This is a genomic window from Ruegeria sp. HKCCA0370, from assembly GCF_013033705.1.
GTDB lineage: Bacteria > Pseudomonadota > Alphaproteobacteria > Rhodobacterales > Rhodobacteraceae > Ruegeria.
Genome location: NZ_WQEP01000001.1, coordinates 1038075 through 1061305, shown reverse-complemented (window position 1 = coordinate 1061305; position 23231 = coordinate 1038075). Strand labels below are relative to the sequence as shown.

Annotated in this window: 25 protein-coding genes; 13 read left to right on the top strand and 12 right to left on the bottom strand. The window is 58.3% G+C overall.

Translation table 11 applies throughout. The features are described from left to right. Positions 1-12: 12 nt before the first annotated feature. A complete protein-coding gene (locus GOW31_RS05375; RefSeq protein WP_171168389.1) occupies positions 13-1557 on the top strand; it encodes a trimethylamine methyltransferase family protein in 1545 nt (514 codons plus the stop codon). Here GOW31_RS05375 and GOW31_RS05370 read toward each other — a convergent pair whose 3' ends face one another. Beyond that, entirely contained in the window at positions 1558-1857 is a 300-nt protein-coding gene (locus GOW31_RS05370; RefSeq protein ID WP_152457814.1) for a DUF6477 family protein, read from the bottom strand. A 241-nt stretch (positions 1858-2098) separates the two neighbouring features. Between GOW31_RS05370 and GOW31_RS05365 the strand changes: the two genes are divergently transcribed. Then, positions 2099-3178 (top strand): DUF6456 domain-containing protein, encoded by a 1080-nt coding sequence (locus tag GOW31_RS05365; RefSeq protein ID WP_152457815.1) that lies wholly within the window; start codon positions 2099-2101, stop codon positions 3176-3178. A 48-nt stretch (positions 3179-3226) separates the two neighbouring features. Here the strand turns inward: GOW31_RS05365 and GOW31_RS05360 are convergent, their stop codons facing one another. Continuing rightward, positions 3227-3775, bottom strand: coding sequence for a peroxiredoxin (locus tag GOW31_RS05360; protein WP_171168387.1), 549 nt, complete (start codon positions 3773-3775; stop codon positions 3227-3229). A 263-nt stretch (positions 3776-4038) separates the two neighbouring features. On the opposite strand from GOW31_RS05360, the gene lipA reads away from it, so the two are divergent. Together lipA and GOW31_RS05350 are read left to right on the top strand one after the other, a co-directional pair. Continuing rightward, positions 4039-4989 carry a lipoyl synthase gene (gene lipA, locus GOW31_RS05355; RefSeq protein ID WP_171116194.1) on the top strand — a complete coding sequence of 317 codons (951 nt, stop codon included), beginning with the start codon at positions 4039-4041 and terminating at the stop codon, positions 4987-4989. Next, complete coding sequence (locus GOW31_RS05350) at positions 4986-6137, top strand: amidohydrolase (protein WP_171168385.1); 1152 nt, start codon at positions 4986-4988, stop codon at positions 6135-6137. Before lipA ends, GOW31_RS05350 begins: the two co-directional genes overlap by 4 nt. Before the next feature lie 11 nt (positions 6138-6148). Here GOW31_RS05350 and GOW31_RS05345 read toward each other — a convergent pair whose 3' ends face one another. Together GOW31_RS05345 and hpt are read right to left on the bottom strand one after the other, a co-directional pair. Continuing rightward, a complete protein-coding gene (locus GOW31_RS05345) occupies positions 6149-6601 on the bottom strand; it encodes a hypothetical protein (protein WP_171168383.1) in 453 nt (150 codons plus the stop codon). Positions 6602-6625: 24 nt separating this feature from the next. Beyond that, positions 6626-7168 carry a hypoxanthine phosphoribosyltransferase gene (hpt, locus tag GOW31_RS05340; RefSeq protein WP_152457820.1) on the bottom strand — a complete coding sequence of 181 codons (543 nt, stop codon included), beginning with the start codon at positions 7166-7168 and terminating at the stop codon, positions 6626-6628. A 72-nt stretch (positions 7169-7240) separates the two neighbouring features. Between hpt and GOW31_RS05335 the strand changes: the two genes are divergently transcribed. After that, entirely contained in the window at positions 7241-7687 is a 447-nt protein-coding gene (locus GOW31_RS05335; protein WP_117869114.1) for a type II toxin-antitoxin system RatA family toxin, read from the top strand. Positions 7688-7724: 37 nt separating this feature from the next. After that, positions 7725-9017, top strand: a complete 1293-nt coding sequence (locus GOW31_RS05330) for an MmgE/PrpD family protein (protein WP_171168381.1) — start codon at positions 7725-7727, stop codon at positions 9015-9017. Here the strand turns inward: GOW31_RS05330 and pyrC are convergent. After that, positions 9014-10051 carry a dihydroorotase gene (gene pyrC / locus GOW31_RS05325; RefSeq protein ID WP_171168379.1) on the bottom strand — a complete coding sequence of 346 codons (1038 nt, stop codon included), beginning with the start codon at positions 10049-10051 and terminating at the stop codon, positions 9014-9016. The genes GOW31_RS05330 and pyrC overlap by 4 nt on opposite strands. A 162-nt stretch (positions 10052-10213) precedes the next feature. Here pyrC and GOW31_RS05320 point away from each other — a divergent pair, with 162 nt between their 5' ends. Beyond that, the gene (locus GOW31_RS05320; RefSeq protein ID WP_152457823.1) at positions 10214-11122 is read left to right on the top strand and encodes a MoxR family ATPase; all 909 of its coding nucleotides are present in this window, start codon (positions 10214-10216) and stop codon (positions 11120-11122) included. 6 nt (positions 11123-11128) lie between these two features. Next, the gene (locus GOW31_RS05315; RefSeq protein WP_171168378.1) at positions 11129-12388 is read left to right on the top strand and encodes a VWA domain-containing protein; all 1260 of its coding nucleotides are present in this window, start codon (positions 11129-11131) and stop codon (positions 12386-12388) included. 4 nt (positions 12389-12392) lie between these two features. On the opposite strand, the gene GOW31_RS05310 is transcribed toward GOW31_RS05315, so the two are convergent. After that, entirely contained in the window at positions 12393-12893 is a 501-nt protein-coding gene (locus GOW31_RS05310; protein WP_152457825.1) for a hypothetical protein, read from the bottom strand. 228 nt (positions 12894-13121) lie between these two features. On the opposite strand from GOW31_RS05310, the gene GOW31_RS05305 reads away from it, so the two are divergent. Together GOW31_RS05305 and GOW31_RS05300 are read left to right on the top strand one after the other, a co-directional pair. Further along, the gene (locus GOW31_RS05305; protein ID WP_171168376.1) at positions 13122-14090 is read left to right on the top strand and encodes an XdhC family protein; all 969 of its coding nucleotides are present in this window, start codon (positions 13122-13124) and stop codon (positions 14088-14090) included. After that, positions 14087-15088, top strand: coding sequence for a molybdopterin-binding protein (locus GOW31_RS05300; RefSeq protein ID WP_171168375.1), 1002 nt, complete (start codon positions 14087-14089; stop codon positions 15086-15088). The genes GOW31_RS05305 and GOW31_RS05300 overlap by 4 nt, the downstream gene beginning before the upstream one ends. Positions 15089-15154: 66 nt before the next feature. On the opposite strand, the gene GOW31_RS05295 is transcribed toward GOW31_RS05300, so the two are convergent. Further along, positions 15155-16054, bottom strand: a complete 900-nt coding sequence (locus GOW31_RS05295; protein ID WP_171168373.1) for a MurR/RpiR family transcriptional regulator — start codon at positions 16052-16054, stop codon at positions 15155-15157. Between the two features lie 88 nt (positions 16055-16142). On the opposite strand from GOW31_RS05295, the gene GOW31_RS05290 reads away from it, so the two are divergent. The 3 genes from GOW31_RS05290 to GOW31_RS05280 are packed head-to-tail and all read left to right on the top strand — an operon-like array spanning position 16143 to position 18697. Then, entirely contained in the window at positions 16143-16916 is a 774-nt protein-coding gene (locus tag GOW31_RS05290; protein WP_171168371.1) for a 3-keto-5-aminohexanoate cleavage protein, read from the top strand. Then, complete coding sequence (locus GOW31_RS05285; RefSeq protein WP_171168369.1) at positions 16913-18229, top strand: aspartate aminotransferase family protein; 1317 nt, start codon at positions 16913-16915, stop codon at positions 18227-18229. Before GOW31_RS05290 ends, GOW31_RS05285 begins: the two co-directional genes overlap by 4 nt. A gap of 54 nt (positions 18230-18283) precedes the next feature. Then, positions 18284-18697, top strand: a complete 414-nt coding sequence (locus tag GOW31_RS05280; protein ID WP_171168367.1) for a hypothetical protein — start codon at positions 18284-18286, stop codon at positions 18695-18697. 58 nt (positions 18698-18755) lie between these two features. Here GOW31_RS05280 and infC read toward each other — a convergent pair whose 3' ends face one another. From infC to GOW31_RS05255, 5 genes are all read right to left on the bottom strand, one after another. Continuing rightward, the gene (gene infC / locus GOW31_RS05275) at positions 18756-19304 is read right to left on the bottom strand and encodes a translation initiation factor IF-3 (protein WP_152457832.1); all 549 of its coding nucleotides are present in this window, start codon (positions 19302-19304) and stop codon (positions 18756-18758) included. Between the two features lie 158 nt (positions 19305-19462). After that, on the bottom strand, positions 19463-20296 hold the full coding sequence (locus tag GOW31_RS05270; protein ID WP_152457833.1) for a ferredoxin--NADP reductase: 834 nt from the start codon (positions 20294-20296) through the stop codon (positions 19463-19465). A gap of 109 nt (positions 20297-20405) precedes the next feature. Beyond that, entirely contained in the window at positions 20406-20813 is a 408-nt protein-coding gene (locus tag GOW31_RS05265; RefSeq protein WP_171116164.1) for a DUF934 domain-containing protein, read from the bottom strand. Next, positions 20810-21571 carry a phosphoadenylyl-sulfate reductase gene (locus GOW31_RS05260; RefSeq protein WP_171168364.1) on the bottom strand — a complete coding sequence of 254 codons (762 nt, stop codon included), beginning with the start codon at positions 21569-21571 and terminating at the stop codon, positions 20810-20812. The genes GOW31_RS05265 and GOW31_RS05260 overlap by 4 nt, the downstream gene beginning before the upstream one ends. Beyond that, complete coding sequence (locus GOW31_RS05255) at positions 21561-23225, bottom strand: nitrite/sulfite reductase (RefSeq protein ID WP_171168362.1); 1665 nt, start codon at positions 23223-23225, stop codon at positions 21561-21563. Before GOW31_RS05255 ends, GOW31_RS05260 begins: the two co-directional genes overlap by 11 nt. Between the last annotated feature and the right edge of the window lie 6 nt (positions 23226-23231).

The following is a 23231-nucleotide window of genomic DNA, read 5'->3' as shown; positions in this document are numbered from 1 at the left end:
CGGGATTTTCTCATGGCAGAGGCAAACACCCGGCGCAGGGCGAGAGGTGGCGGTGGCGCTGCCCGCCGTGCCGAGCGTACCGCAGTTCGTATCGAGACTGCGAAATACATCGAACGCAACATTCCGAATTTCGAGATCCTCAACGAAGAGGCGCTTGAGATTATCGAAAACAACGCTGAAACCGTGTTGGAAGAAATCGGCGTCAACTTTGTCGACAATCCAACAGCTTTGGAACGGTGGCGTGACGCGGGCGCAGATATTGACGGAGAGCGTGTGCGCATCCCGCGTGGTCTGGCGCGTGAACTGATCAAGACAGCTCCCAGCCAGTTTACCCAGCACGCCCGCAACCCCGAAAAATCGGTTGTGATCGGTGGCCGCAACATGGTTCTGGCCCCGGTTTACGGTCCTCCGTTCGTGCGTGATGCACAGGGTGGTCGACGCTATGCAACCATGGACGATTTCAACAAGTTCGTGAAACTTGCCTACATGTCCAAGTGGTTGCACCACTCGGGCGGTACGGTGTGCGAGCCGACCGACATTCCGGTGAACAAGCGCCATCTGGACATGTTGAAGGCGCATATGACCCTGTCGGACAAACCATTCATGGGCTCGGTGACCGATCCCAGCCGGGCACAGGATTCAGTTGAAATGTGCGAAATCCTGTTCGGCAAGGAGTTCGTGCAGGAAAACACCGTGATGACCTCGCTGACCAACATCAACTCGCCGATGACATTCGACGATGTGATGATGGGGTCGTTGGAAGTTTATGCGCGCAACAATCAGGCCTGCATCATCTCGCCCTTCATCGTGGGTGGAGCGATGGCGCCGGTCTCGGTGGCCGGTACTTTGACCCAGGTTCTGGCCGAGGTCATGGCCGGTGTTGCCTACAGCCAGATCATCCGTCCGGGTGCTCCTGCGATTTTCGGCGCGTTCGTGACGTCGATCGATATGAACTCGGGCGCACCCACCTTCGGCACACCAGAAGCCGCGCATATCACGTATGGTGCAGGCCAGCTGGCGCGTCGTCTGAACCTGCCATACCGCTCGGCAGGGTCGTTCTGCGGCTCGAAACTGCCGGATGCGCAGGCGGCCTACGAAACAGCGAATTCGCTGAACATGGGTCTGCTTTCGGGCGTGAACTTCATGCTGCATTCCTGCGGCTGGCTGGAAGGCGGTCTGGTCGCCGATTTCGAGAAGTTCGTCATGGATGCGGATCAGTTGGGAGTGCTGCATTCACTGGCCAAGGGCGTGGCCTATGATGAAAACGCGCAGGCCATGGACGCAATCCGCGAAGTAGGGCCGGGTGGTCACTATCTCGGCTGTGCCCATACGCAGGCCAACTTCAAGGAATCCTTCTGGAAATCCGAAGTGCTGGACTACAAGCCATATGAAACCTGGCAGGAAGAGGGTGCGCGTGACACGCGGGCTTTGGCCACGGCGCGAGTAGAACATTTGCTGGCCAATTATCAGCAACCACAGATGGACCCGGATACCGCGGCGGCGCTGGAAGCCTATATCGCCGAGAAAAAGGCCTCCATGCCGGATGCTTTCGCCTGATTATTGAAGAACCGAGGCGCGGCTGGCCTGATACAGCTGCGCCTCACCCAACAGCGCAATAAGCAGATCCAGATGCCGCACCAATGAGTAGGCGGCATCATCTTCTTTTCGCAGTTCATTTACCTCTTTCTCCATCTCGAGCAAACGCAGCAGCGCCTGACCTGAACCGGGCAGCGAGCCGTATCCCAGAATGCGTTGCAGATGCCTGTCCCGATTGTAATCCCGCGCCCCGAATCTGGCAGCACGCGCCAACATGCGTGGGCGGCGGAGGGTTGCGATCATTGTCATCAGGTCCTGCATGTTATGTGTCCTTTTTTCGGAAATTGATGGATCCTGTTTTTGCACAACTTAAGCGGGTGTTGCCTTGGTCAGAGTCTCCCCGAACGATGGTTTCACGACTGTTTATCTTTTTGAATCAAATCTGGTTCTTGCCTTGTGTGGTTAACGAACGAGTAACGAATGGACCTCTAGTTAGATTTGGTTAACCCACATTCCGAGGGCGAAAAGTGGCAGTTTGTTTTGTCGACGAGGGCAAATAATTATGGAAAACAACATGGCTTTCACCATTCCGGCATGGGTTCCAGAAGGGGCGCAAAGATACCTTGCTCATACCGAGACCGGTCGCTCGATCCGCGATATCGCGCGATCAGCCGGGTGCCATGCGTCGACTATCCTCAGGCAAATTCGACGCATCGAAATGCGCCGCGACGATCCATTGGTGGATGCGGCCTTGCAATCGCTCGCAGAGACACATTTTTCCGCTTCGGAGTGCGCCGACGGCCCGGCAAGCGGGTCAGAAAACGCGGCTGAAGAAGAATTTGAAAATGAGGCACTGCGTGTGTTGCGCCGCCTGAGCGAGACGGGTTCGGTCCTTGCCGTGGCCGAGGAAATGGACAAGGCGGTCGTCGTACGCGACACCGGCAATGCCGGGGCTACAAGAACCGCAGTCGTAGAATGCAGGATCGCGCAGGCCTTGGCTTTGAAAGACTGGATCACCTGCGACAATCCCGGACGCATTTCGCGATATCGGATTTCCGCAGCGGGACGAACGGCGCTAAGCCATTTGATCGCCAAGGCAGAAAACAAGGCACGTGCCGGGACTGACTTTGGTTTTGCCGAAGCTCAGAGTAGCTTTCAGGGCAAGCCTTCGGGCGGGTCCGCCGAGCGGGTCAAACGCATTCGGTACAGTGCTGCGGAAAGCCCGCTGATAGCATTGTCGCGCAGACGGGATCGTGACGGAAAACCGTTTCTGGATGACTCACTCGTCAGCGCCGGCGAGCGCTTGCGCGAAGATTTTGAGCTGGCACAGATCGGCCCTCAGGTTTCGCAGAACTGGGATCGTTTTCTGACGACAGGTGGTCGAAGCAGCTTTGACAGTGAAAGCCATGGAGGAAAGGGGGCTTCTGATGCGAAGGACCGCGTTGCACGGGCCTTGTCCGACCTGGGACCGGGTCTGAGTGATGTTGCGTTGCGATGCTGTTGCTATCTGGAAGGGTTGGAGCTGGCGGAAAAGCGAATGGGTTGGTCAGCGCGGTCCGGCAAAATCGTCCTGAGGATCGCCCTGCAACGGCTGAAACGGCATTATCAGGAACAGGCGGAACGAGATCGGATGATCGGCTGATCAGAAAAAAGGCCCGGTGTATACGGGCCTTTTCTTTGGATTTGAGGCTTAGGCCATTTCAGGTTCTGCTGACGCCTTCAGGTGTTTCATCAGGTTTTCCGGCGAGGACACGCCATAGGGATCTTCCGGGCAATTATCCATCAGGCCGGGCTCTTCGAACCACGCCTCGACAACGCCATCATTGACGATGGCCGCATAGCGCCACGAGCGCATTCCGAAACCCAGATTGTCCTTGTCGACCAACATGCCCATTTTCCGGGTGAACTCCCCCGATCCGTCGGGGATGACTTTCACGTTCTTCAGGTCCTGATCCTGGGCCCATTTGTTCATCACGAAACTGTCGTTGACGGACATGCAGTATATTTCGTCGATCCCCATGGCCTTGAAATCGGCATAGCCGTTCTCAAACCCAGGCAGCTGATAAGTCGAACAGGTCGGGGTGAACGCACCCGGCAATGAGAACAGGATTACGCGCTTACCGGCGAAATAGTCAGCTGTCGTCTTGTCTTCCCAACGGAATGGGTTTGGTCCTTCGATGGAATCGTCACGGACACGGGTGTGAAAGGTCACGTCGGGCAGTTTTGCGCCGGTTTTCATAGTCAAACTCCTGTGATTCACATGTGATTTAGGTGTGAATTAAAACAGTTCTAAACCGCATTCAATCGCGTAAACGCTGCGATTGCGAATAAGGCCAACGTCTTGCTAGATGTTGAAATTAAATTGCAAATACGAATACGCGCATGATGTATTTCTGCGCTTGCGAGGGTACAACGCATAGCGGCTATGCGCCGCTGGTCTAACACCGCGCTTCTGACTATGTTATGAGCAAGAAGAGTTGACCCAAAGTCAGGAAAACGACCGTGCGAGATCTGAAGATCCCCGAAGAGCGCCATCCGGAAAAAGCCCATCGTCCGGACAATGCACAGCCCAAAAAGCCGAACTGGATCAGGGTCAAGGCACCCGGTGGCAAGGGCTATGCGGATACGCGGCGGATCATGCGCGACAACAATCTGGTGACGGTCTGCGAAGAAGCGGGGTGCCCCAACGTAGGAGAATGCTGGAGCCAAGGTCATGCCACCATGATGATCATGGGCGAGATTTGTACGCGCGGCTGCACCTTCTGCAACATCGCAACCGGTCGCCCCGACGATCTTGACGCGTTTGAACCCGGTCGCGTGGCCCATGCGGTCGAAAAACTTGGCCTGAACCACGTGGTGATCACCTCGGTGGACCGTGACGACCTGCAAGACGGCGGGGCCGAGCACTTTGCGCAGACAATTCGCGCGGTACGTCATCGTTCTCCGAAAACCACGATCGAGATTCTGACGCCGGACTTCCTGAAATGCGACAGCACGGTCCTTGAGATTGTGGTCGAAGCGAAACCGGATGTGTTCAACCACAATCTGGAAACGGTGCCGGGTCTCTACCCCGAAGTGCGCCCGGGTGCGCGGTACTTTCATTCCCTGCGCCTGCTACAGCGGGTGAAAGAGCTTGATCCGTCGATCTTCACCAAATCGGGCATCATGGTCGGGTTGGGCGAAAACGAACAGCAAGTGCGCCAGGTCATGGATGACATGCGCGCGGCGGATATCGATTTCCTGACCATCGGCCAGTATCTGCAACCGACTCCGAAACATCACGGAGTGGATCGGTTCGTAACCCCGGAAGAATTCGCATCTTACGAAAAGGCGGCCTATGGCAAGGGGTTCCTGATGGTATCCGCAACGCCTCTGACCCGGTCTTCGTACCACGCGGGTGACGATTTCGCTCGGCTTCGCGCGGCCCGGCAAGCAAAGCTACAGCAAGCGTGACGCCAGAGCGGATCGCGCAGCTCATCCGCCTGCGCCACGAGTTTCATCAACAGCCAGAGCTTTCGGGGCAGGAGGAGAATACCGCGGCGCGGGTTGCGGATCTTTTGCGCCAAGCGGGTGCGGACAGGGTTTTGTGTGGCATCGGCGGGCACGGTGTTGCGGCCGTTTACGAAAGCGGTGTTCCCGGCCCCACAGTTGGAATTCGATGCGAACTGGATGGGCTGCCAATTCAGGAACTCTCGGATCTGGAATATACATCTCGGATTGCAGGCAAGGGGCATCTGTGCGGCCATGATGGCCACATGGTGATGGTTCTCGGGCTGGCGGAGGCGTTGAAGGAACAGCGCCCAAAATCTGGCCGCGTGGTTCTGATCTTCCAACCCGCCGAGGAAACCGGACATGGTGCGATTGCTTATCGGGCCGATCCTCAGTTCGCTGAGGTTTCCCCTGACATCGTGCTGTCTCTGCATAATTTGCCGGGGCTGGAACTGGGGGCGGTGGAACTGTGTGAAGGTCCCGCGAATTGTGCTTCGCGCGGGATGCAAATCGTTCTGACAGGCAAAACCTCACACGCAGCCGCCCCTCAGGACGGCGTGTCACCGGCAGGTGCTTTGTCCACGTTGATTCCGGCATTGGCCAACTTGGGGGCGGGTGGCGACTTGGATGACACCTACGCTTTGACCACGGTCACCCACGCCACACTGGGCGAGCGCACAGTCGGTGTCGCACCGGGGCAAGCCGAACTGTGGGTAACCCTGCGCACGGTTTCGGACGCGCGGATGGAAAGCCTGATGGCAGAGGCCGAAACTCTGGTCAGAAAGACGGCGGAGGCCGAAGGTCTGGCGTTCGAAATCAGCTATGACGAGGTGTTCGGAGCCTGCGTCAATGACCGTGAAACCGTTTCGGTTTTGGCCAAAGCCTGTGCCGATCGGGGCGTCGCGTGCAGGCTGGTCGATCAGCCACAGCGTTTTTCCGAAGACTTCGGCCAATTTGGCAAAGGCGCGCAGGCGGCCATGTTCTGGTTGGGGGCGGGGCAGGACCATCCGCAACTGCACAACCCGGATTACGATTTCCCGGATGCGCTTATTCCGATTGGAACCGGGATTTTCCTGAGCGCGATTGATGCCGTGCTTGGCAAAACCTGCTAGTCACGATCCACTTATTTGACCAGATCACCAACGATTCCAACGGCTTCTATAACTGTCTTTGTATCATCAGATATCGAGAGTATTTCATCATCCACCCGGATATAGCGCTGGCCGGGCCCCAAAGGCTTGAGCTTCCAGTTGTCGAGATCGTCGATATAGTCAAAACTCAGATCACCCGGCAGCTTCTGCCCGCGCGTGTATCTTTTGATTTGACCGGGCGGTACGGCTTTGCCGTTTGACTTGATGGATTTCTCTACCTTGTTTTTATTGGCACCTTGCCCTTTGCCCTTGTTGTCTTTTGCAGCACCCGAACTTGCAAGTGCCACGATCGCCATAACGACAACAGCTGTCGCAACTACACGCTTCATCCATAATCCTCCCGTGCTGACAGAAAGAGTAAGGGCGCGCGAATAAGTTTGTCTATTATTATTCGGTGTTTTGAATTTGAGGCGCTGGGTAGCCACTCAAATTGCCTGGGTAAAGTGCGGCTAGTCCTCGGTGAACCGGACTTTACCGATAAACGGCAGGTTGCGGTTGCGCTGAGCGTAATCGATCCCGTAACCCACGACGAATTCATCCGGAATTTCAAAGCCTATCCAGTCTGACCGGAAATCAACTTCGCGACGGCTGGGTTTGTCGAGCAGGGCAATCGACTTGAGCCGTTTCGGCTTGCGGCTGCGCAGCAGGTTGGTGACGTGGTTCAGCGTGTGCCCGGTGTCGACGATGTCTTCGACCACCAGCACGTCGCGGCCTTCGATGGCGCCGCGCAAGTCCTTGAGAATGCGCACTTCCCGGCTGCTCTCCATCGAATCGCCATACGAGGACGCCTCAAGGAAATCCACTTCGATCGGCAGGTCCAGTTCCCGCACCAGATCGGCGATGAAAACGAAACTGCCGCGCAGCAATCCCACGACGACAAGCTTGTCGGTATCGCCGAACTCATCCGTGATTTCGCGGCATAACTCTTCGATCCGCGCCGCGATGGCCTTGGCCGAGATCATCTCATCTATCACATATGCGCGGTTAGTCATCGCAGCCCCCTTGATCTTTGGCGCGCAACATACGACATGACGCGCCATTGTCACCTGCAAATACCGGACATCATGCCAATCCATTCGGAAACCCGCCACCTGCCATACACAGCCCAGCAGATGTATGATCTTGTTGCGGATGTGGGCAGCTACCCAAAGTTTCTGCCCTGGTGCGCCGCGGCCCGGATCCGCAAGACCTATGCGGTTGGTGAGGCCGAGGTGATGGAGGCCGATCTGGTCATCTCGTTCAAAGTGTTCCGCGAACGGTTCGGCAGCCGGGTGACCCTGTTTTCCGATCAGAAAAAGATCGATACCGAGTATCTGGACGGGCCTTTCAAATACATGAAATCCGACTGGCAGTTCGAGGACGCGCCCGACGGGGGGTGCAACATCTCGTTCCATGTGGATTTCGAATTCAAGAACGCCATCCTTCAGGGGATCATCGGCGTTGTGTTCAACGAAGCCATGCAGCGGATCGTCCGCGCATTCGAGGCGCGTGCGAAAGAACTCTACGGCTAGGTCTTTACGCGGCAAGGGCGCACGCTAGACTGCGCTCATGACGGATTTCACAGCAGCATTGGCCACCTTCGCGGCGGGCCCGGTTTCAACGACGGCTCAAGCGCGGATTGTCACGTCGCTGTCCGTTCTGGATTGGATGGCGGTTGGTCGTGCAGGGGCGTCCGAGCCGGTATCCTGCATAGTACGCGATATGGTTCTGGCCGAGGGCGGGAACGCTCAGGCCCATCTGTTCGGAGGGGGCGCGGCCCCATTGCGCGGCGCAGCTTTGGTGAATGGAACCATATCCCACGCGCTGGATTACGATGACACGCATTTCGCGCATATCGGGCATCCGTCAGTCGCCATCCTGCCTGCGACCCTTGCCGTTGCCGAGTGGGATGACCGCATTCTGGTTGATCTGCTCGAAGCCGCGCTGGTCGGTATGGAAACGTCAATCCGTGTCGGCCTGTGGCTGGGCAGGGGGCATTATCAGGCCGGGTTTCACCAGACAGCGACATCCGGTGCATTCGGAGCCGCTGTCGCCGCGGGGCGGTTGCTTGGATTCGACAAGGTTCAAATGCGGTCCGTATTGGGTTTGACGGCAACGCGCGCGGCCGGGCTGAAGGCCCAGTTCGGAACAATGGGCAAGCCTTACAATGCTGGGCTTGCCGCTTCGGCAGGGGTCGAGGCGACTGTGCTTGTTCAGCGTGGATTTCAACCCAACGCCGACGCGCTGGAAGGCACGTATGGATTTGGCGCGACCCATCAGGGTGCAGCGGATCAAGGCGCGCTGGATGGTTTGGGTGATGAATGGTTGTTCGAAACAGTCAGCCACAAATTCCACGCCTGTTGTCACGGCCTGCACGCGGCGTTGGAGGCGGCGCGCGCGCTAGACATCGCGGAACCCGAAGTGGCCGAGATCAAAATCAAAACCCATCCCCGTTGGATGAGTGTGTGCAATCAGCTTTCGCCCACAACCGGGCTGGGGGCCAAGTTCTCTTACCGGACGGTCATCGCGATGCAGGCGCTGGGGTATGATACGGCTTTGCCGGGCAGCTACACCGACAAGGTCTGCGCGGACCCGCGCATTACGTCTCTGCAAGATCGCATCACGGTCGAAGCGGATGAAAACCTGTCGGAAACGCAGGCGCATCTGGCCTTGTTGCGTCGCGACGGTATCCGCCGCGAGGCGACGCATGACCTGCTGACCCCAATGTCGCGGTCTGACCGCGAGGATCGTGTGCGCGCCAAAGCGTCGAAGCTGATCGGAACGGATGAGGCGGACGCGATCTGGTCGATGCTGCGCACCGGCGGTCGCGCCCGTGATCTGGCCGAACGTATGGCGGGTTAAGCCACGCGCCAGTGCAGCGGAAAACCGGGGTCGAACAACGTGACAGGTCCATCGCCCGTGTCGATCTTTGACGGGTATGCAACCGGCTCGCCTTTGGTCAGGGTAATCGTCTCTTCGTTCACAGGCAGGCGGTAAAAGCCCGGCCCGTTGAGCGAGACGAACGCCTCGAGCTTGTCCAGTGCACCTTCGCGGTCGAACATCTCGGCCACCAGAGACATGGTATTCGTCGCGGTGAAACACCCCGCACAGCCGCAGGCCATTTCTTTGTTTGCATCCGTGTGCGGAGCGCTGTCCGTGCCCAGGAAGAACCTCGGGTCGCCCGAGGTGGCGGCAGCCAGCAAAGCCTGGCGATGTTCCTCGCGCTTGGCGACCGGCAGGCAATAGTAATGCGGTTTGATCCCGCCCACCAGAATATGGTTGCGGTTGATGATCAGGTGGTGCGCGGTGATCGTCGCACCCAGATCCGTTTCGTTGGCTTTGACATAGTCCACGCCATTGGACGTGGTGATATGTTCCATCACCACGCGCAGACCCGGCGTCGATTTTCGGATTGGGTCCAGAACGCGGTCGATGAACACGGCCTCGCGGTCAAAGATGTCGATCTCGGCGTCAGTCACTTCACCATGGACACACATGGGCAGGCCGATCTCGGCCATTTTCTCCAGAACCGGGCGCACTTTGTCAAAGTCACGCACGCCCGAGGCCGAATTGGTCGTGGCCCCTGCGGGGTACAGCTTGACCGCTTTTATCAGCCCGCTGGCATGGGCGGCGGCGACGTCCTGCGCATCTGTATCCTCGGTCAGGTACAGGGTCATCAGTGGCTCGAACACCATGCCGTCGGGCAGGGCGGCCAGGATTCTGTCGCGATAAGTGGCGGCCTGATCCCCGCGCACAACCGGCGGCACGAGGTTCGGCATTATGATTGCACGGGCGAAATGACGTGCAGTTTCGGGCAGAACGGCCTGCAACATGGCGCCATCGCGCAGATGCAGATGCCAATCGTCGGGGCGGCGGATCGTGAGGGTATCAGTCATGGCCTTCCGCTAGCATAGCTGCTCCGAAAGACCAACCAGCCCGGTACGAGTTGCCGAAAAAACTTGTCAACCAACCGGAACGTCGTAGCCCTGACAGGGGCTAGGGCCTTGACGCAAAGGCGCTTGCGTGACCTGTTTGTCGGCGAAGTAGAGAGGATTTCCATGACGCAGCCAAATTCCATCGATGCCGTGCAGCAGATGCTGGGACGTCAGGGCTATGTCTGCGGGCGGGCCCTTGCCACGGTTGTGTTCCTGTCGCTCAAGCTTGGACGCCCGTTGTTTCTGGAAGGCGAAGCCGGAGTTGGAAAGACGGAAATCGCCAAGGCGCTGGCATCCGGTCTGAACCGCCGTTTGATCCGGTTGCAGTGCTACGAAGGTCTGGACGCGTCCTCGGCCGTTTACGAATGGAACTTTCCGGCGCAGATGGTTGCGATCCGAACGGCCGAAGCTTCGGGCGGGGCCGACCGGGGCGCGTTGCAGGCGGAACTGTTTTCGGATGAATACCTGATCGAACGCCCCTTGCTGCAAGCAATGCGCCCCGACGAAAACGGAGCACCGGTTCTTCTGATCGACGAACTGGACCGGACCGATGAACCGTTCGAAGCCTTTCTGCTGGAAGCTCTCAGTGATTTTCAGGTCACGATCCCTGAACTGGGCACCGTTGCAGCACCCCAACCACCCATTGTGATTGTCACGTCGAACCGGACCCGCGAAGTGCACGATGCCCTCAAGCGTCGCTGCCTGTATCACTGGGTCGATTATCCCGATTTCGAACGCGAGATCGAAATTCTGCACGCGCGCGCGCCCGAGGCCGCCGATGCGCTCAGCCGCGAAGTCGTGGCTTTCGTTCAGCGTCTGCGCACCGAGGATCTGTTCAAGAAACCCGGCGTGGCCGAAACCATTGACTGGGCCAAATGTCTGCTGGCGCTGGACGTGATGAACCTTAGCCCCGAGGTGATCGGTGACACGCTGGGGGCGATTCTGAAATATCAGGACGACATCCAGAAGCTGCAAGGGTCTGAGGCCAAGCGCATTCTGGATGAGGCCAAAGCGACGCTTGAACCGGCCTGACGCGCTATGGCCGAGCAAATCCCGCTGGAGATTCCCGACAACCCGAAGCTGGCGCAGAACATCACCCATTTTGCCCGCGCGCTGCGGAAGGCGGGGCTGCCGATTGGTCCAGGGCGGGTGATCGATGCAATTCGTGCGGTACAAGCCGCGGGTTTTACCCAGAAACGGGATTTCTACTGGACGCTGCACGCCTGTTTCGTGAACCGCCCCGAACATCGCACGGTGTTTGCGCAGGTCTTCCGAATGTACTGGCGCGACCCGCGATACATGGAACACATGATGGCCATGATGCTTCCTGCCATTCGGGGCGTGCAAGAGGAGCGCAAGGCGGATGCCGGTGAAAAGCGCGCAGCCGAGGCCCTGCTGGATGGAGTCGAACGTGACGCGCCCCAGCCGGCTGCGCAAGATGAAGGCGAAACCGAAATCGAGATTGACGCCACGCAAACGGCATCGTCCGAAGAGCGTCTTCGCAACCTGGACTTCGAACAGATGAGCACCGCAGAAATCGCGCAAGCCAAACGCGTATTGGCGCGGATGACCCTGCCGGTCAAACCCATTGAATCGCGCCGCGGACAGGCCAGCCATCTGGGGCACCGTATCGATCGTGCCCGCACCTTGCGCGCTGCCATGCGGCAAGGGGGCGAATTGCGTGATATCGCCCGACTACAGCCTAAACCTCGGTGGCCAAATCTTGTTGCGCTTTCCGATATTTCGGGTTCGATGAGCCAATACAGCCGAGTCATTCTGCATTTCCTGCACGCGGTCTCGAACGCCAAGGGGGCAGGTTGGGCCAAGGTTCATGCCTTCACGTTCGGCACGCGCCTGACCAACATAACCCGCCATTTGCATCATCGGGATGTTGACGCAGCGCTCGCCGCTGCCGGGGCCGAGGCACAGGATTGGGAGGGGGGCACGCGCATCGGCGACTGTCTGCATCAGTTCAACAGAGACTGGTCAAGACGTGTTATGGGGCAAGGTGCGGTTGTTCTTTTGATCACCGACGGTTTGGAACGGGGTGACTCTGAGAGCCTTGAGAAAGAGATCGAGCGGCTGCACCTGTCCTCCAAACGCCTGATCTGGCTGAACCCTCTGCTGCGCTGGGACGGGTTTGCCCCCAAGGCCCAGGGGGTGGCGGCCATGCTGCCCCATGTCGACAGTTTCAGGGCAGGGCACTCGATTGCCTCGCTCGAGGATCTGGCCGCCGTGATTTCACAACCTGACGACCAGGGGCAGAAAGCACGGCTGATGGCCGCGCTTTCCGAATAGACCGTTACGACAACTGTTCTTCGTTGCACTTCCGGGCCATTTCCATGGCCTTGTAGGTGCCGGTCAGATCGACGGTAAATGCATAGGATGTCTCGGGGAACACGATCATGACCTTTTTCTTGGCTAGATCATCCGCGAATTGAGGGTTGTCTGACAGAACATAGCCGCCGGAATAACCCTTGGTGATGTTGCCTTTCATACCTGTGGCTTCACCCAGATAGATGTTGTCCCCGATCAGGATGGCCACTTCTTGGGTTTCGCCACGTTTGATGTCGGTATCGGCTTTGGTGAATACCCCCACATACCCCACGCCGCGATCTTCGGTCAGGCCCATCTGAACGACGTTTTCCGCATCGTCCACGGCCTCGATCAGGCAGGATTTCTTTTCGTTGTCGATGAAGACTTTCCAGCCCTCGACCTCTCCATAACGTTCGAATGTGTCAGCCCACGCTGCGGTCGAAGTCAAAAGGCCAACCACTGCGCCCAGTGCAAGATAATGTTTCAACTGCTTGTCTCCGAAAAAATGTGTTTGGTATGCAGCTTGGGCAACTGGCCCGCTGCCCGCACAAGCTAAAACCCGGGCCCATAACAATCAATACTATGATTTATTGAATATTGTTCAGGCTTTAGCATCGGCTTGCAGGGTTCAACATAGACGTTTTGACAAGGGCGTTGCGCTTTTCATCCCGCCAATCCTGCCTATGTTGGAGACAGATGACGTCTGGAGGTCCTGATGGAACGATTCGACAACAGCCCGGAAACGGCATTGAAGTGGCACCGCAATGGCAGCGGCGCCGCGCTTGCCACGGTTGTCGAAACCTGGGGCAGCGCTCCACGCCGGGTGGGTTCTCAGCTGGTTATCGGCGGCGATGGCCGGATCGAAGGCTCTGTGTCGGGCGGCTGTGTCGAAGGCGCGGTGATCGTCGAGGCGCTTGAGGCCATTGACGAAGGCGAGGCCCGCTTGCTGGAATTCGGAGTGAGCGACGAAGATGCATTTGCGGTCGGGCTGGCCTGTGGCGGGACCATTCGCGTTCTTGTCGAACCCGTTGGAAAGGTGCTGCCTGAACCGATGCTTGCGGAACTGGTTGCAGCCCGCGCAGCGCGTGAACCAATCGCTTACGAAGTCAATATCGATACCGGGCACAGAGCCTTGCGTCGAAACGCCTATGCGGAACGGCTGCGCATGGATCGGTCTGGTTTTGAAGAAGATGGTCAGACCTTTGTGGCTGTTCACAACCCGCCGCTGCGATTGATCGTTGTTGGTGCGGTGCATATCGCACAGGCATTGGTGCCGATGGCGCGAATTGCCGGGTATGATCCGGCCATAATAGACCCGCGCGACGCGTTTGCATCCAGCGCCCGTTTTCCAGGCGAAACGATCCTTGCGGATTGGCCGGATGTGGCCGTTGCAAAACTCGGGTTGGATGCGCGCACCGCAATTGTCCTGCTGACACATGATCCAAAGCTGGATGATCCGGCATTGCAAGCTGCACTGGATGCGGGTGTGTTTTACATTGGTGCATTGGGATCGACACGTACCCACGCCAAACGCGTCGAGCGTATGAAAGCAGCCGGTTTCAGCCAACAGCAAATCTCGAGGATTCATGGGCCAATCGGGTTGGATATCGGGGCTGCCGGCCCATCCGAGATTGCCGTTGCAATTCTGGCGCAGATGACGGCCGTTCTGCGAGGTAAGGCATGAGGTTTGGTCCGGTACCCGTCTCCGAAGCAAAAGGCGCCATTCTGGCCCATTCGGTGACAGCTGACGGTCAAAAGCTGCGCAAGGGGCTGTCACTGCAGGCAGAGCATATAGCGCAGTTGACGCAGGCGGACATCCGCGAAGTGATCGTTGCGCGCCTTGAACCCGGCGATTGTCACGAAGACGAGGCCGCACGTCGTTTGGCCGCGGCACTTGCGCCAGATGCGGCGTCGGCCAATCTGCGCGTGACAGACGCGTTCACCGGCCGGGTCAACCTGTTGGCGGACGGGCCGGGCGTGGCGGTTCTGGATGTGGATGCGCTGGAAATGTTCAATCAGGTCAACCCGATGATCACGGTTGCGACGGTTCCGCAATACCAGCAGATGGGCCCGAAGGGCATGGTCGCCACCATCAAGGTCATCTCATATGCCGTGCCAGAGGCTGATGTTCGGCGGGCCGCCAATTTGGCGCAAGGGGCCGTGCGCCTGGTAAGACCCGTTCACAAGACGGCAGGTTTGATCGTCACGGATATCCCCGGCGGCCCGCCCAACGACAAGGGGATCGCCGCCATTCGCGGACGGACCGAAGCCCTGGGTCTGGATTTGTGTGATGTGCAGATCGTGCCGCATCGCGTGGATGCGCTGGCCAAGGCGGTTACCAGAGCGACCGGTGATCTGCTCATGATCCTGACCGGATCCGCGACCTCGGATCCGGACGATGTTGCCCCGTCTGCTGTTCGGCTTGCCGGCGGGCGGGTGGATCGGTTCGGGATGCCGGTTGATCCGGGAAACCTGCTGTTTCTGGGTGCGATGCAGGATCGACCGGTGATCGGGTTGCCCGGGTGCGCACGATCTCCGGCGCTGAACGGGGCGGATTGGGTTCTGTCACGGGTTGCCTGCGGGATCGAAACGACCGGATCGGATATTGCCGGAATGGGGGTCGGAGGATTGTTGAAAGAAATCCCGACCAGACCTCAGCCGCGCGCCAAACGAAAAGAATGATCCGCCGCTGATCCTGAGCGGGGCTGAATTCTGAGGTTGACCCCAGAGGATTTTGGCGGAACCGGTTTATGGTTTTCTGAGCTTTGGCAATACGCCGGGTCGCCAATACGCACCGGTATCTTCCCGCGCTTTCTGATAGGCATCCACTCTTTCTCTGGCGGTCTCTCCGCCCGCGTCAAACAAATGGCCCAGCAGGCATTCAAGAACAGCCATTGCCCCCGAAAAACTGGAAAACGGGTGCAAGGTTCGCGTGCTGACAGGCAGGACGACATCCGGTTCAACCCCCGGCGCGATGACCTCGCTATCCGACAACAGGACGATGCGCATCGACCGGTCACGAGCATACCGCATCGCCTGAATCGTGTCGGCGGAATAGGGGTGAACCGTGATGGCAAACAGACAATCCTCGGCGGTGGCTTCGACCAGATCGTCGATGGCCGAACCCATGTGGCGGGGCACCAGCTGAAGCCCGGGATGGGCCATGCGTGCAGCGTAGTGAAAATAATAGGCCAGCGCGTGGCTGGATCGTGTGGCCGTCACATAGCAGCGGCGCGCCGACCTGATGTGCGCGACGGCCTGTTCCGTCAATTGGGGGGCCATGAGGCGCAGCGATCTGGCCACGACATTTATTTCGTTCTGCGCAAATCGTGCCTGCGCCGCACCAAACTGTCCTTGTTCCTTTAGGTGTTCCAGCCAATCCTGCCCAAACCTGTCCTCACCATCGGTTGTCAGAGCGTTTCGAAATGGGCGCCGAAAAGCGTCAAAGCTGTCATACCCCATGCGTTGCGCCAGCCGGATCAGAACGTTCGAGCTGATGCCGATGCGATCGGTGGTGGTGCGGATCGAATTCAACGCGAAATCGGCGGGATGATCGATGATGTACTTTACAGCGACCTGCATTTGCGCAGGCATTTCATCGATCTCGCGGCGCATTTGCGTAACGATGGCAGTTAGAGCGCGGGTCATGTGGCAAGCAAAACATATGTTTTCTAATTGGTAAATTGAAAACGAAACTTGAGCTCATTAGCTGAGGACAGACGAACACGAGGGCGCAATGACCGAGAGCACAGTGAAAACCATCGGAGAACCATATATTCTGGTTGCTCCGAACGGGGCCCGGCGGGGCCGCGCGGATCACCCGGCCTTGCCAGTCACGACGGATCAGATCGTCGCAACGGCGCGGGGCTGCCACGAGGCTGGGGCGAATGGCATACACCTGCATGTACGGGATGCCGACGGACACCACACGTTGGATGCCGGATTGTATCGCGAAACAATCGCGGAACTGAAAAGGGTGGTGCCGGGCATGGATGTTCAGATCACCACCGAGGCAGCAGGCGTGTTCGACGTATCGTCGCAGTTTGAATGTCTGCAACGGGTCCGGCCTGAATGGGCCTCGATTTCAGTCCGGGAAATCGCCCGGGCCCTTGATCTTGCGCCTCGGGTCTATGCGCTATGTGCGGCTCAGGGCACGCGGGTTCAGCATATTCTCTACGACTTGGAAGATGTGAAGCTGCTGGAAGACTGGCAGTCAAAAGGTATCGTCCAGCCGGACCAGACAGACCGATTGCTTGTGTTGGGACGCTACAGTCAGAACCAGCAATCCGTGCCAGCGGATCTGGATGCGTTTCCGTCCAGCCCGGCCAATTGGATGGTGTGCGCCTTTGGGACGCAGGAACATGATTGTCTTGCCGAAACAGCGCGGCGCGGCGGTGACTTGCGTGTTGGATTCGAAAACAGCCTGACGGCACCGGATGGCACGCTCTGGACGGACAACGCGGCCTCGGTCGCGGCTTTGGTTGAAACACTTGGAAGGACCGGAACATGAGTCATGTTTTCCCACGCCACACCAAATCTGAACTTCCCGTCGCAGCGGGTGGCGACGGCGCTTACCTGATCGATGCCGACGGCAAGCGATATCTGGATTGCGGCGATGCGGCCGTGTCCTGTCTGGGGCATTCCAACCCGGCAGTGATCCGGGCCGTGCAACAGCAGGTGGAACAGGTCGCATTTGCCCATACCGGGTTCATGACCTCGGAACCGGCCGAGGCATTGGCCGATCTGCTGATCCAGCACGCGCCGGGGGATTTGGACCGGGTGTATTTCGTATCGGGCGGGTCCGAGGCGACCGAAGCGGCCATCAAATTGGCGCGCCAGTATTTTCTGGAAATCGGGCAGCCCGAGCGCCGCCACGTGATCGCGCGCAAGCAAAGCTATCATGGCAACACTCTGGGGGCCTTGTCTGCCGGGGGAAACGCCTGGAGACGGGCCCAATTCGCACCGATGCTGATCGAAATGACCCATATCTCGGCCTGCTATGAATATGCCGAAAAGCCCGAGGGTGAGAGCAGCTTTGACTATGGTCAGCGCGTCGCCAACGAGCTGGAGGCGGAAATTCTGCGCCTTGGTCCCGAAACGGTTATGGCTTTCATGGCCGAGCCGGTTGTCGGTGCTACGCTTGGCGCGGTTCCGGCGGTTGAGGGGTATTTCAAACGCATCCGGGAAATCTGCGACCAATATGGCGTGCTGCTGATTCTGGATGAGGTGATGTGTGGCATGGGGCGCACCGGTCATCTGTTCGCCTGCGATCACGACGGAGTTGCACCGGATATTCTGTGCATCGCCAAAGGGTTGGGCGCAGGCTATCAACCGATCGGGGCGATGCTGTGCACCGATATAATTTTCGGTGCGATTCGCGATGGGTCAGGGTTTTTCCAACATGGGCACACCTATATCGGCCATCCTGTCGCCACGGCTGCGGCTCTTGCGGTGGTCCGTGAACTGACAGAGGGTGATTTACCGGCGCGCGCCGGACGCATGGGCAGCAAACTGCATTCCGCACTGGAAGCCGCGTTTGGACAGCACCCGAACGTGGGCGATTTGCGTGGCCGCGGCCTGTTCCGGGGCGTGGAATTGGTGGCGGATCGCGAGACGAAGACCCCCTTTGATCCATCGTTGGGCATTGCCGGAAAGATAAAGAAGGCGGCGCTGTCCGAAGGGTTGATCTGCTATCCCATGGCGGGCACCCGGGATGGCCAGAACGGAGACCATATACTTCTTGCGCCGCCTTTCATCATAGATGACAAGCAGATAGGCGAACTTGTCAGCAAACTGGAACGCTCTTTTTCAGCCGTTCTCTGACAATACCGTGAGCACCCTGTTTGCCTGGGACGCGTTTGCTATGTGTCGTGGGCAATGGAATTGGAAAAGGCGACGTCCATGGTGCTGGATATCTGGCGCAGTTTCCGAACGCTCCCTGTGTGGGTGCAGGTCTGGGTAGCCTTCATTTTAGTACCGGTAAACCTGCTTCCGTTGGCATTTCTGGATCAGCCACAGGGGCACCTGATTGCATTGCTTGCAATTTCAGGCATGGCGCTGAACGTGCCTATCATGTTGGGTGCACGCGGGATGAGCGGTGCGATGGCCTTGCCGCACATTCTGTGCTGGGTGCCGTTGGTCATCATCGCGACGCTTCTGCTTTTTTCCGAAGACCCCCTGAGCCCAGCCTTTGCCGGCTTTCTCCGGGTGCTTCTGATCGTCGATATCACCTCGCTGGTATTCGATTTCCGGGATGCGGCCCGTTGGTTGCGCAGCAGGCGGGCGCCGTGAACAAAAGAAGCCCCTTCAAGAGAGAAGGGGCTTGGACCGTTTCGATCTTTGTACCGGATTATTTCTGCGGCAGCGGGCCGATCATCATGATCATCTGACGGCCTTCCATCTTGGGCATGTTTTCGATCTTGCCCAAGTCTTTGACGTCCTCGGCAACGCGCTCCAGCAATTCGCGGCCCAGGTTCTGGTGTGCCATTTCGCGACCGCGAAAACGCAGGGTAACTTTGACCTTGTCGCCGTTTTCCAGAAACTTGAAGACGTTGCGCATCTTGACGTCATAATCATGTGTGTCGGTGTTGGGTCGGAACTTGACCTCTTTCACCTCGATGATCTTTTGCTTCTTGCGGGCTTCGGCTTCGCGTTTCTGCGTTTCATATTTGAATTTGCCGAAGTCCATGATCTTGCAGACCGGTGGATTCGCATTGGGCGAAATTTCGACCAGATCAAGACCTGCATCAGCGGCCATCTGCATGGCTTTGGCGGGATGAACCACCCCGACATTTTCACCTTCGGCGCCAATCAGGCGAATTTCGGGGGCACGGATCTTATCATTGACGCGCGGGCCGGTGTCTCGTTGTGGCGGCGCGTTGTGAGGTCTGCGAGCTATGGGTTCATTCCTTTGATAATTGCAGAATTTCGAGCCCGGAATTTAAACCGGGCCGGGCCACACTTCAAGCGGCATAAACACCGGCAGTTGCGAAAAAACAGTGTTTTGTCCGCTGATTTTTGCGTTCGGGGCTGCAAAGCTCCGAACGCATGGTGCCTTTAGCCGACAAAGGCCTTTTCGATCACGAACTCTTTGGGTTCGGAATTCGCGCCCTCACGCAGACCAAAACCTTCAAGGATTTCCTTGATGTCCAGGTTGAAAGCCAGCGAACCGCAGACCATGGCGCGATCGGTTTCGGGCTTGATTCCGCCTTCGATGCCCAGATCGCTGAACACGGTGCCATCCTTCAGCAGGTCGGTGATCCGGCCCATCTTGGGGCTCTCTTCGCGCGTGGTTGTCGGGTAGTAGCGGATCTTGTCAGCAAAGCCTTCGCCAATAAGTTCGGCCAGCATTTCATCCTGACGGATACTGTCGATCAATTGGCGGCCATATTCCAACTCGGCCACTTCGCGGCAGGTATGGGTGATGATCACCTCGTCATAGTCTTCATATGTTTGCGGTTCACGCAACAACGAAGCAAACGGGGCAAAGCCGGTGCCGGTGGCAAAAAACCACAAACGCTTGCCCGGCAACAGTGCGTCATGCACCAACGTGCCAACCGGCTTGGGGCGCAGGATGATCTGGTCGCCGGGCTTGATATGCTGAAGCTTCGACGTCAACGGGCCGTTCTGAACCTTGATCGAATAGAACTCCAGCTCATCGTCCCACGACGGCGAAGCGATTGAATAGGCGCGCAGCAATGGCTTGCCATTGTCGCCCAGCAGACCAATCATCACGAATTCGCCCGAGCGGAAACGCAGCGTGGCGGGGCGCGTCACCTTGAAAGAGAACAGGCTGTCGGTCCAATGCTTGACCTCGGTTACAGTTTGCGCGTCCGGCAGGACCGGGGCCTTCACGGCAGTTGCTTCGCTCACGGGCTTCATCTCTGTCATCGTTTACCTGCCGGTCTGCTAAACCGACATCTCCGTTTAATCTTTGATCCAAGTCAGGAAAAGGGGACAGATTGCCCCCTTTGCGTTTCAAGCTGGCGATGGGCGGCTTTTAACCGCGCAAACGCGCCTGATAGTTGTTCTCTTTCCAGTTGGCCCGGGAAAGCCACTGATCTTCGGGCTGGCGATCTGCCAGGTCTCCGTCAATCTCAACTTCGTCAAAGCCGCAGCGACGTGCCATGGCATATTGGTCTGCCAGAACATGACCCTTGGCGCGCAAGCGTCCCGTATAGCCCTTAAGGCGCAGGGTGCGGGCGATGGTAAAGCCTCGACCGTCGGCAAAGGATGGAAAATCCACCCGGACCAGCTTGGCACTGCCCAAGCGGTCAAAAAGCTCATCCGGGTCCGTGTCCGAGCTGACGTCCAGCGCAACCACGTCATTTGCGGCATCATCCAGAGTGACAAAGCCGTCGGTCCAGTCATCGGGCGAAAAGCCCTCATCCGTTACGATTACGTTCATGTTTTCTCTCCGATGCGCACCATCTTGCCATCGACAAAATGAATGCCGCATTCTTCCTTGTTCTGATCGCGCCAGCGCCCGGCGCGGGGGTCTTCGCCTTCTTTGACCGGCGAGGTGCAGGGCGCACAGCCGATCGATGGGTATCCCTTGGCCACCAGCGGATGCCGGGGCAGGTTGTTTTCTTCCATATAGGCGCGCACATCGTCCGGCGCCCAATGGGCCAGCGGATTGACCTTGATCCGGCCCGTGCCATCTTCGACCTCGAAGAACTCGAGCGCGGCGCGCGTGCCGGACTGGAACCGTTTCCGGCCGGTAATCCAACCGCAATAGCCTGTCAGGGCTTGTTGCAACGGAAAGGTCTTGCGCAGGTTGCAGCACGCATCCGTATCCCGCAGGCGTAGCGCGCCATAGGGGTCTTCGCGTTGCAGTTCTTCGTCATCCGCCCGAATGATCTTGATGTTCCTGAGCCCCAGACGCTCGCTGACTTCCTGTTGGTATTCCAGCGTTTCGGTAAACAGCAGTTGAGTATCCACGAACAACACCGGTGTCATCTTGTCGACCACCGCAGCCATATGCAGCAACACCACCGATTCCGCACCGAAGCTTGAGACCAGAGCAAGTTCGTCGATCTCTTCAAGGGCGCCATGCATCACGTCATGGGCGCTGTGGTGACGGAACCGGGCATTCAATGCGTTGACCTTCTCAGTCAGGTCGCTGCGGTCTTTGCCCAGTTCCGTTTGGATCAGGTCAAGCGGCATTCGCCCGAGCCTCGGGGTAGAGGGCGGCCTTGAACGGCTCCATGCCGACGCGGCGATAGGTCATCAGAAAGGTCTCTTCAGCACTCTCGCGCAGATCCAGGTAGGTGTCGACGATGCGTTCCACGGCCGGCACGATCTCGTCATAGGCAAAGCCTGGGCCGGTGCGGTCGCCGATCGCGGCCGTCTCGGTGGCGTCACCACCCAGGGTGATCTGGTAGTTTTCGACGCCTGCACGATCCAGACCCAGGATGCCGATATGGCCCACATGGTGGTGGCCACAGGCGTTGATGCAGCCCGAGATCTTGATCTTCAGGTGCCCGATATCATGCTCCAGCTTCAAATCCTCAAAGCGGGCCGCGATTTCCTGAGCAACCGGGATCGAGCGGGCCGTCGCCAGCGCGCAGTAATCCATGCCGGGGCAGGCGATGATATCGCTGATCAGGCCGATATTGGCGGTGGCCAGTTCGTGTTCCTTCAGCTTCGCATGAATGGCAGGCAGGTCCGATTTGTGGACATGCGGCAGGATCACGTTCTGCTCATGGCTGATACGCAGCTCGTCATAGGCGAACTCTTCGGCCAGATCGGCCATCACGCGCATCTGCTCGGCGGTCGCATCACCCGGCGTTGCCCCGTGCTTCTTGATCGAGATCGTGACGATCGCGTGGTCCGCCTGCTTGTGCGGCGCGATGTTGGTATCGACCCACGACCGGAAAACCGGATCGTTGGTATAGGCGCTTTCAAACGACGCAACCGAACCTTGACGGAAAGCCGGAGGCGCAAAGTGGCCTTTGATCTCATCCAGAAGCGCCATGTCGGCGCCCTTGAACTGTGGGCGAACCTGCAAGAAACGCGCGTTCACCTTGGCGCGGATGGCGTCGATGCCGTGTTCATGCACGGTGATCTTGATGCGCGCCTTGTACTTGTTGTCGCGGCGACCGATCTGGTTCCAGACCGAGACGGTGGCTTCCAGATAGGCCAGCAGATCATCGAATGCGACGAATTCGGACAGTTCCTTGCCGATCATGGGCGTCCGGCCCAGGCCGCCACCGACGATGACGCGCGCGCCCAGAACGCCGTCACGTTCGACCAGTTGCAGGCCGATGTCATGCGCTTTGATCACGGCGCGGTCGTTTTCCGAACCGGTAATCGCGATCTTGAACTTGCGCGGCATGAACTGGAATTCAGGGTGGTCGGTCGACCACTGGCGCAGAAGCTCAGCATAGGGGCGCGGGTCGGCGACCTCATCCGCTGCGGCACCGGCGAAATGGTCGGCGGTCACGTTGCGGATGGTGTTGCCCGAGGTCTGGATGGCATGCATGCCGACCTCGGCCAGTGCGTCCAGCATGTCCGGCACATCTTTCAGTTTCGGCCAGTTGTACTGGATGTTCTGACGGGTGGTGAAATGGCCATAGCCCTTGTCCCACTTTTCAGCCAGCAGGGCCAATTGGCGCATCTGAGCGCTGTTCAGCGTGCCGTAGGGAATGGCCACCCGCAGCATGTATGCGTGCAGTTGCAGATACAGGCCGTTCATCAGGCGCAGCGGCTTGAATTCGTCTTCGGTCAGCGAGCCGTCAATGCGGCGCTCGACCTGAGCACGGAACTGCGCGTTACGCTCTGCCAGAAAATCTTTGTCAAACTCGGAGTAGCGATACATGTCTAG

Bases quoted from the DNA above. Each gene is read 5' to 3' on its own strand.
- GOW31_RS05375 (WP_171168389.1), top strand. From the start codon at position 13: ATGGCAGAGGCAAACACCCGGCGCAGGGCGAGAGGTGGCGGTGGCGCT.
- GOW31_RS05370 (WP_152457814.1), bottom strand. From the start codon at position 1,857: ATGCAGGACCTGATGACAATGATCGCAACCCTCCGCCGCCCACGCATG.
- GOW31_RS05365 (WP_152457815.1), top strand. From the start codon at position 2,099: ATGGAAAACAACATGGCTTTCACCATTCCGGCATGGGTTCCAGAAGGG.
- GOW31_RS05360 (WP_171168387.1), bottom strand. From the start codon at position 3,775: ATGAAAACCGGCGCAAAACTGCCCGACGTGACCTTTCACACCCGTGTC.
- hpt (WP_152457820.1), bottom strand. From the start codon at position 7,168: ATGACTAACCGCGCATATGTGATAGATGAGATGATCTCGGCCAAGGCC.
- GOW31_RS05335 (WP_117869114.1), top strand. From the start codon at position 7,241: ATGCCAATCCATTCGGAAACCCGCCACCTGCCATACACAGCCCAGCAG.
- GOW31_RS05330 (WP_171168381.1), top strand. From the start codon at position 7,725: ATGACGGATTTCACAGCAGCATTGGCCACCTTCGCGGCGGGCCCGGTT.
- pyrC (WP_171168379.1), bottom strand. From the start codon at position 10,051: ATGACTGATACCCTCACGATCCGCCGCCCCGACGATTGGCATCTGCAT.
- GOW31_RS05320 (WP_152457823.1), top strand. From the start codon at position 10,214: ATGACGCAGCCAAATTCCATCGATGCCGTGCAGCAGATGCTGGGACGT.
- GOW31_RS05315 (WP_171168378.1), top strand. From the start codon at position 11,129: ATGGCCGAGCAAATCCCGCTGGAGATTCCCGACAACCCGAAGCTGGCG.
- GOW31_RS05305 (WP_171168376.1), top strand. From the start codon at position 13,122: ATGGAACGATTCGACAACAGCCCGGAAACGGCATTGAAGTGGCACCGC.
- GOW31_RS05300 (WP_171168375.1), top strand. From the start codon at position 14,087: ATGAGGTTTGGTCCGGTACCCGTCTCCGAAGCAAAAGGCGCCATTCTG.
- GOW31_RS05295 (WP_171168373.1), bottom strand. From the start codon at position 16,054: ATGACCCGCGCTCTAACTGCCATCGTTACGCAAATGCGCCGCGAGATC.
- GOW31_RS05290 (WP_171168371.1), top strand. From the start codon at position 16,143: ATGACCGAGAGCACAGTGAAAACCATCGGAGAACCATATATTCTGGTT.
- GOW31_RS05285 (WP_171168369.1), top strand. From the start codon at position 16,913: ATGAGTCATGTTTTCCCACGCCACACCAAATCTGAACTTCCCGTCGCA.
- GOW31_RS05280 (WP_171168367.1), top strand. From the start codon at position 18,284: ATGGAATTGGAAAAGGCGACGTCCATGGTGCTGGATATCTGGCGCAGT.
- GOW31_RS05270 (WP_152457833.1), bottom strand. From the start codon at position 20,296: ATGACAGAGATGAAGCCCGTGAGCGAAGCAACTGCCGTGAAGGCCCCG.
- GOW31_RS05265 (WP_171116164.1), bottom strand. From the start codon at position 20,813: ATGAACGTAATCGTAACGGATGAGGGCTTTTCGCCCGATGACTGGACC.
- GOW31_RS05260 (WP_171168364.1), bottom strand. From the start codon at position 21,571: ATGCCGCTTGACCTGATCCAAACGGAACTGGGCAAAGACCGCAGCGAC.
- GOW31_RS05255 (WP_171168362.1), bottom strand. From the start codon at position 23,225: ATGTATCGCTACTCCGAGTTTGACAAAGATTTTCTGGCAGAGCGTAAC.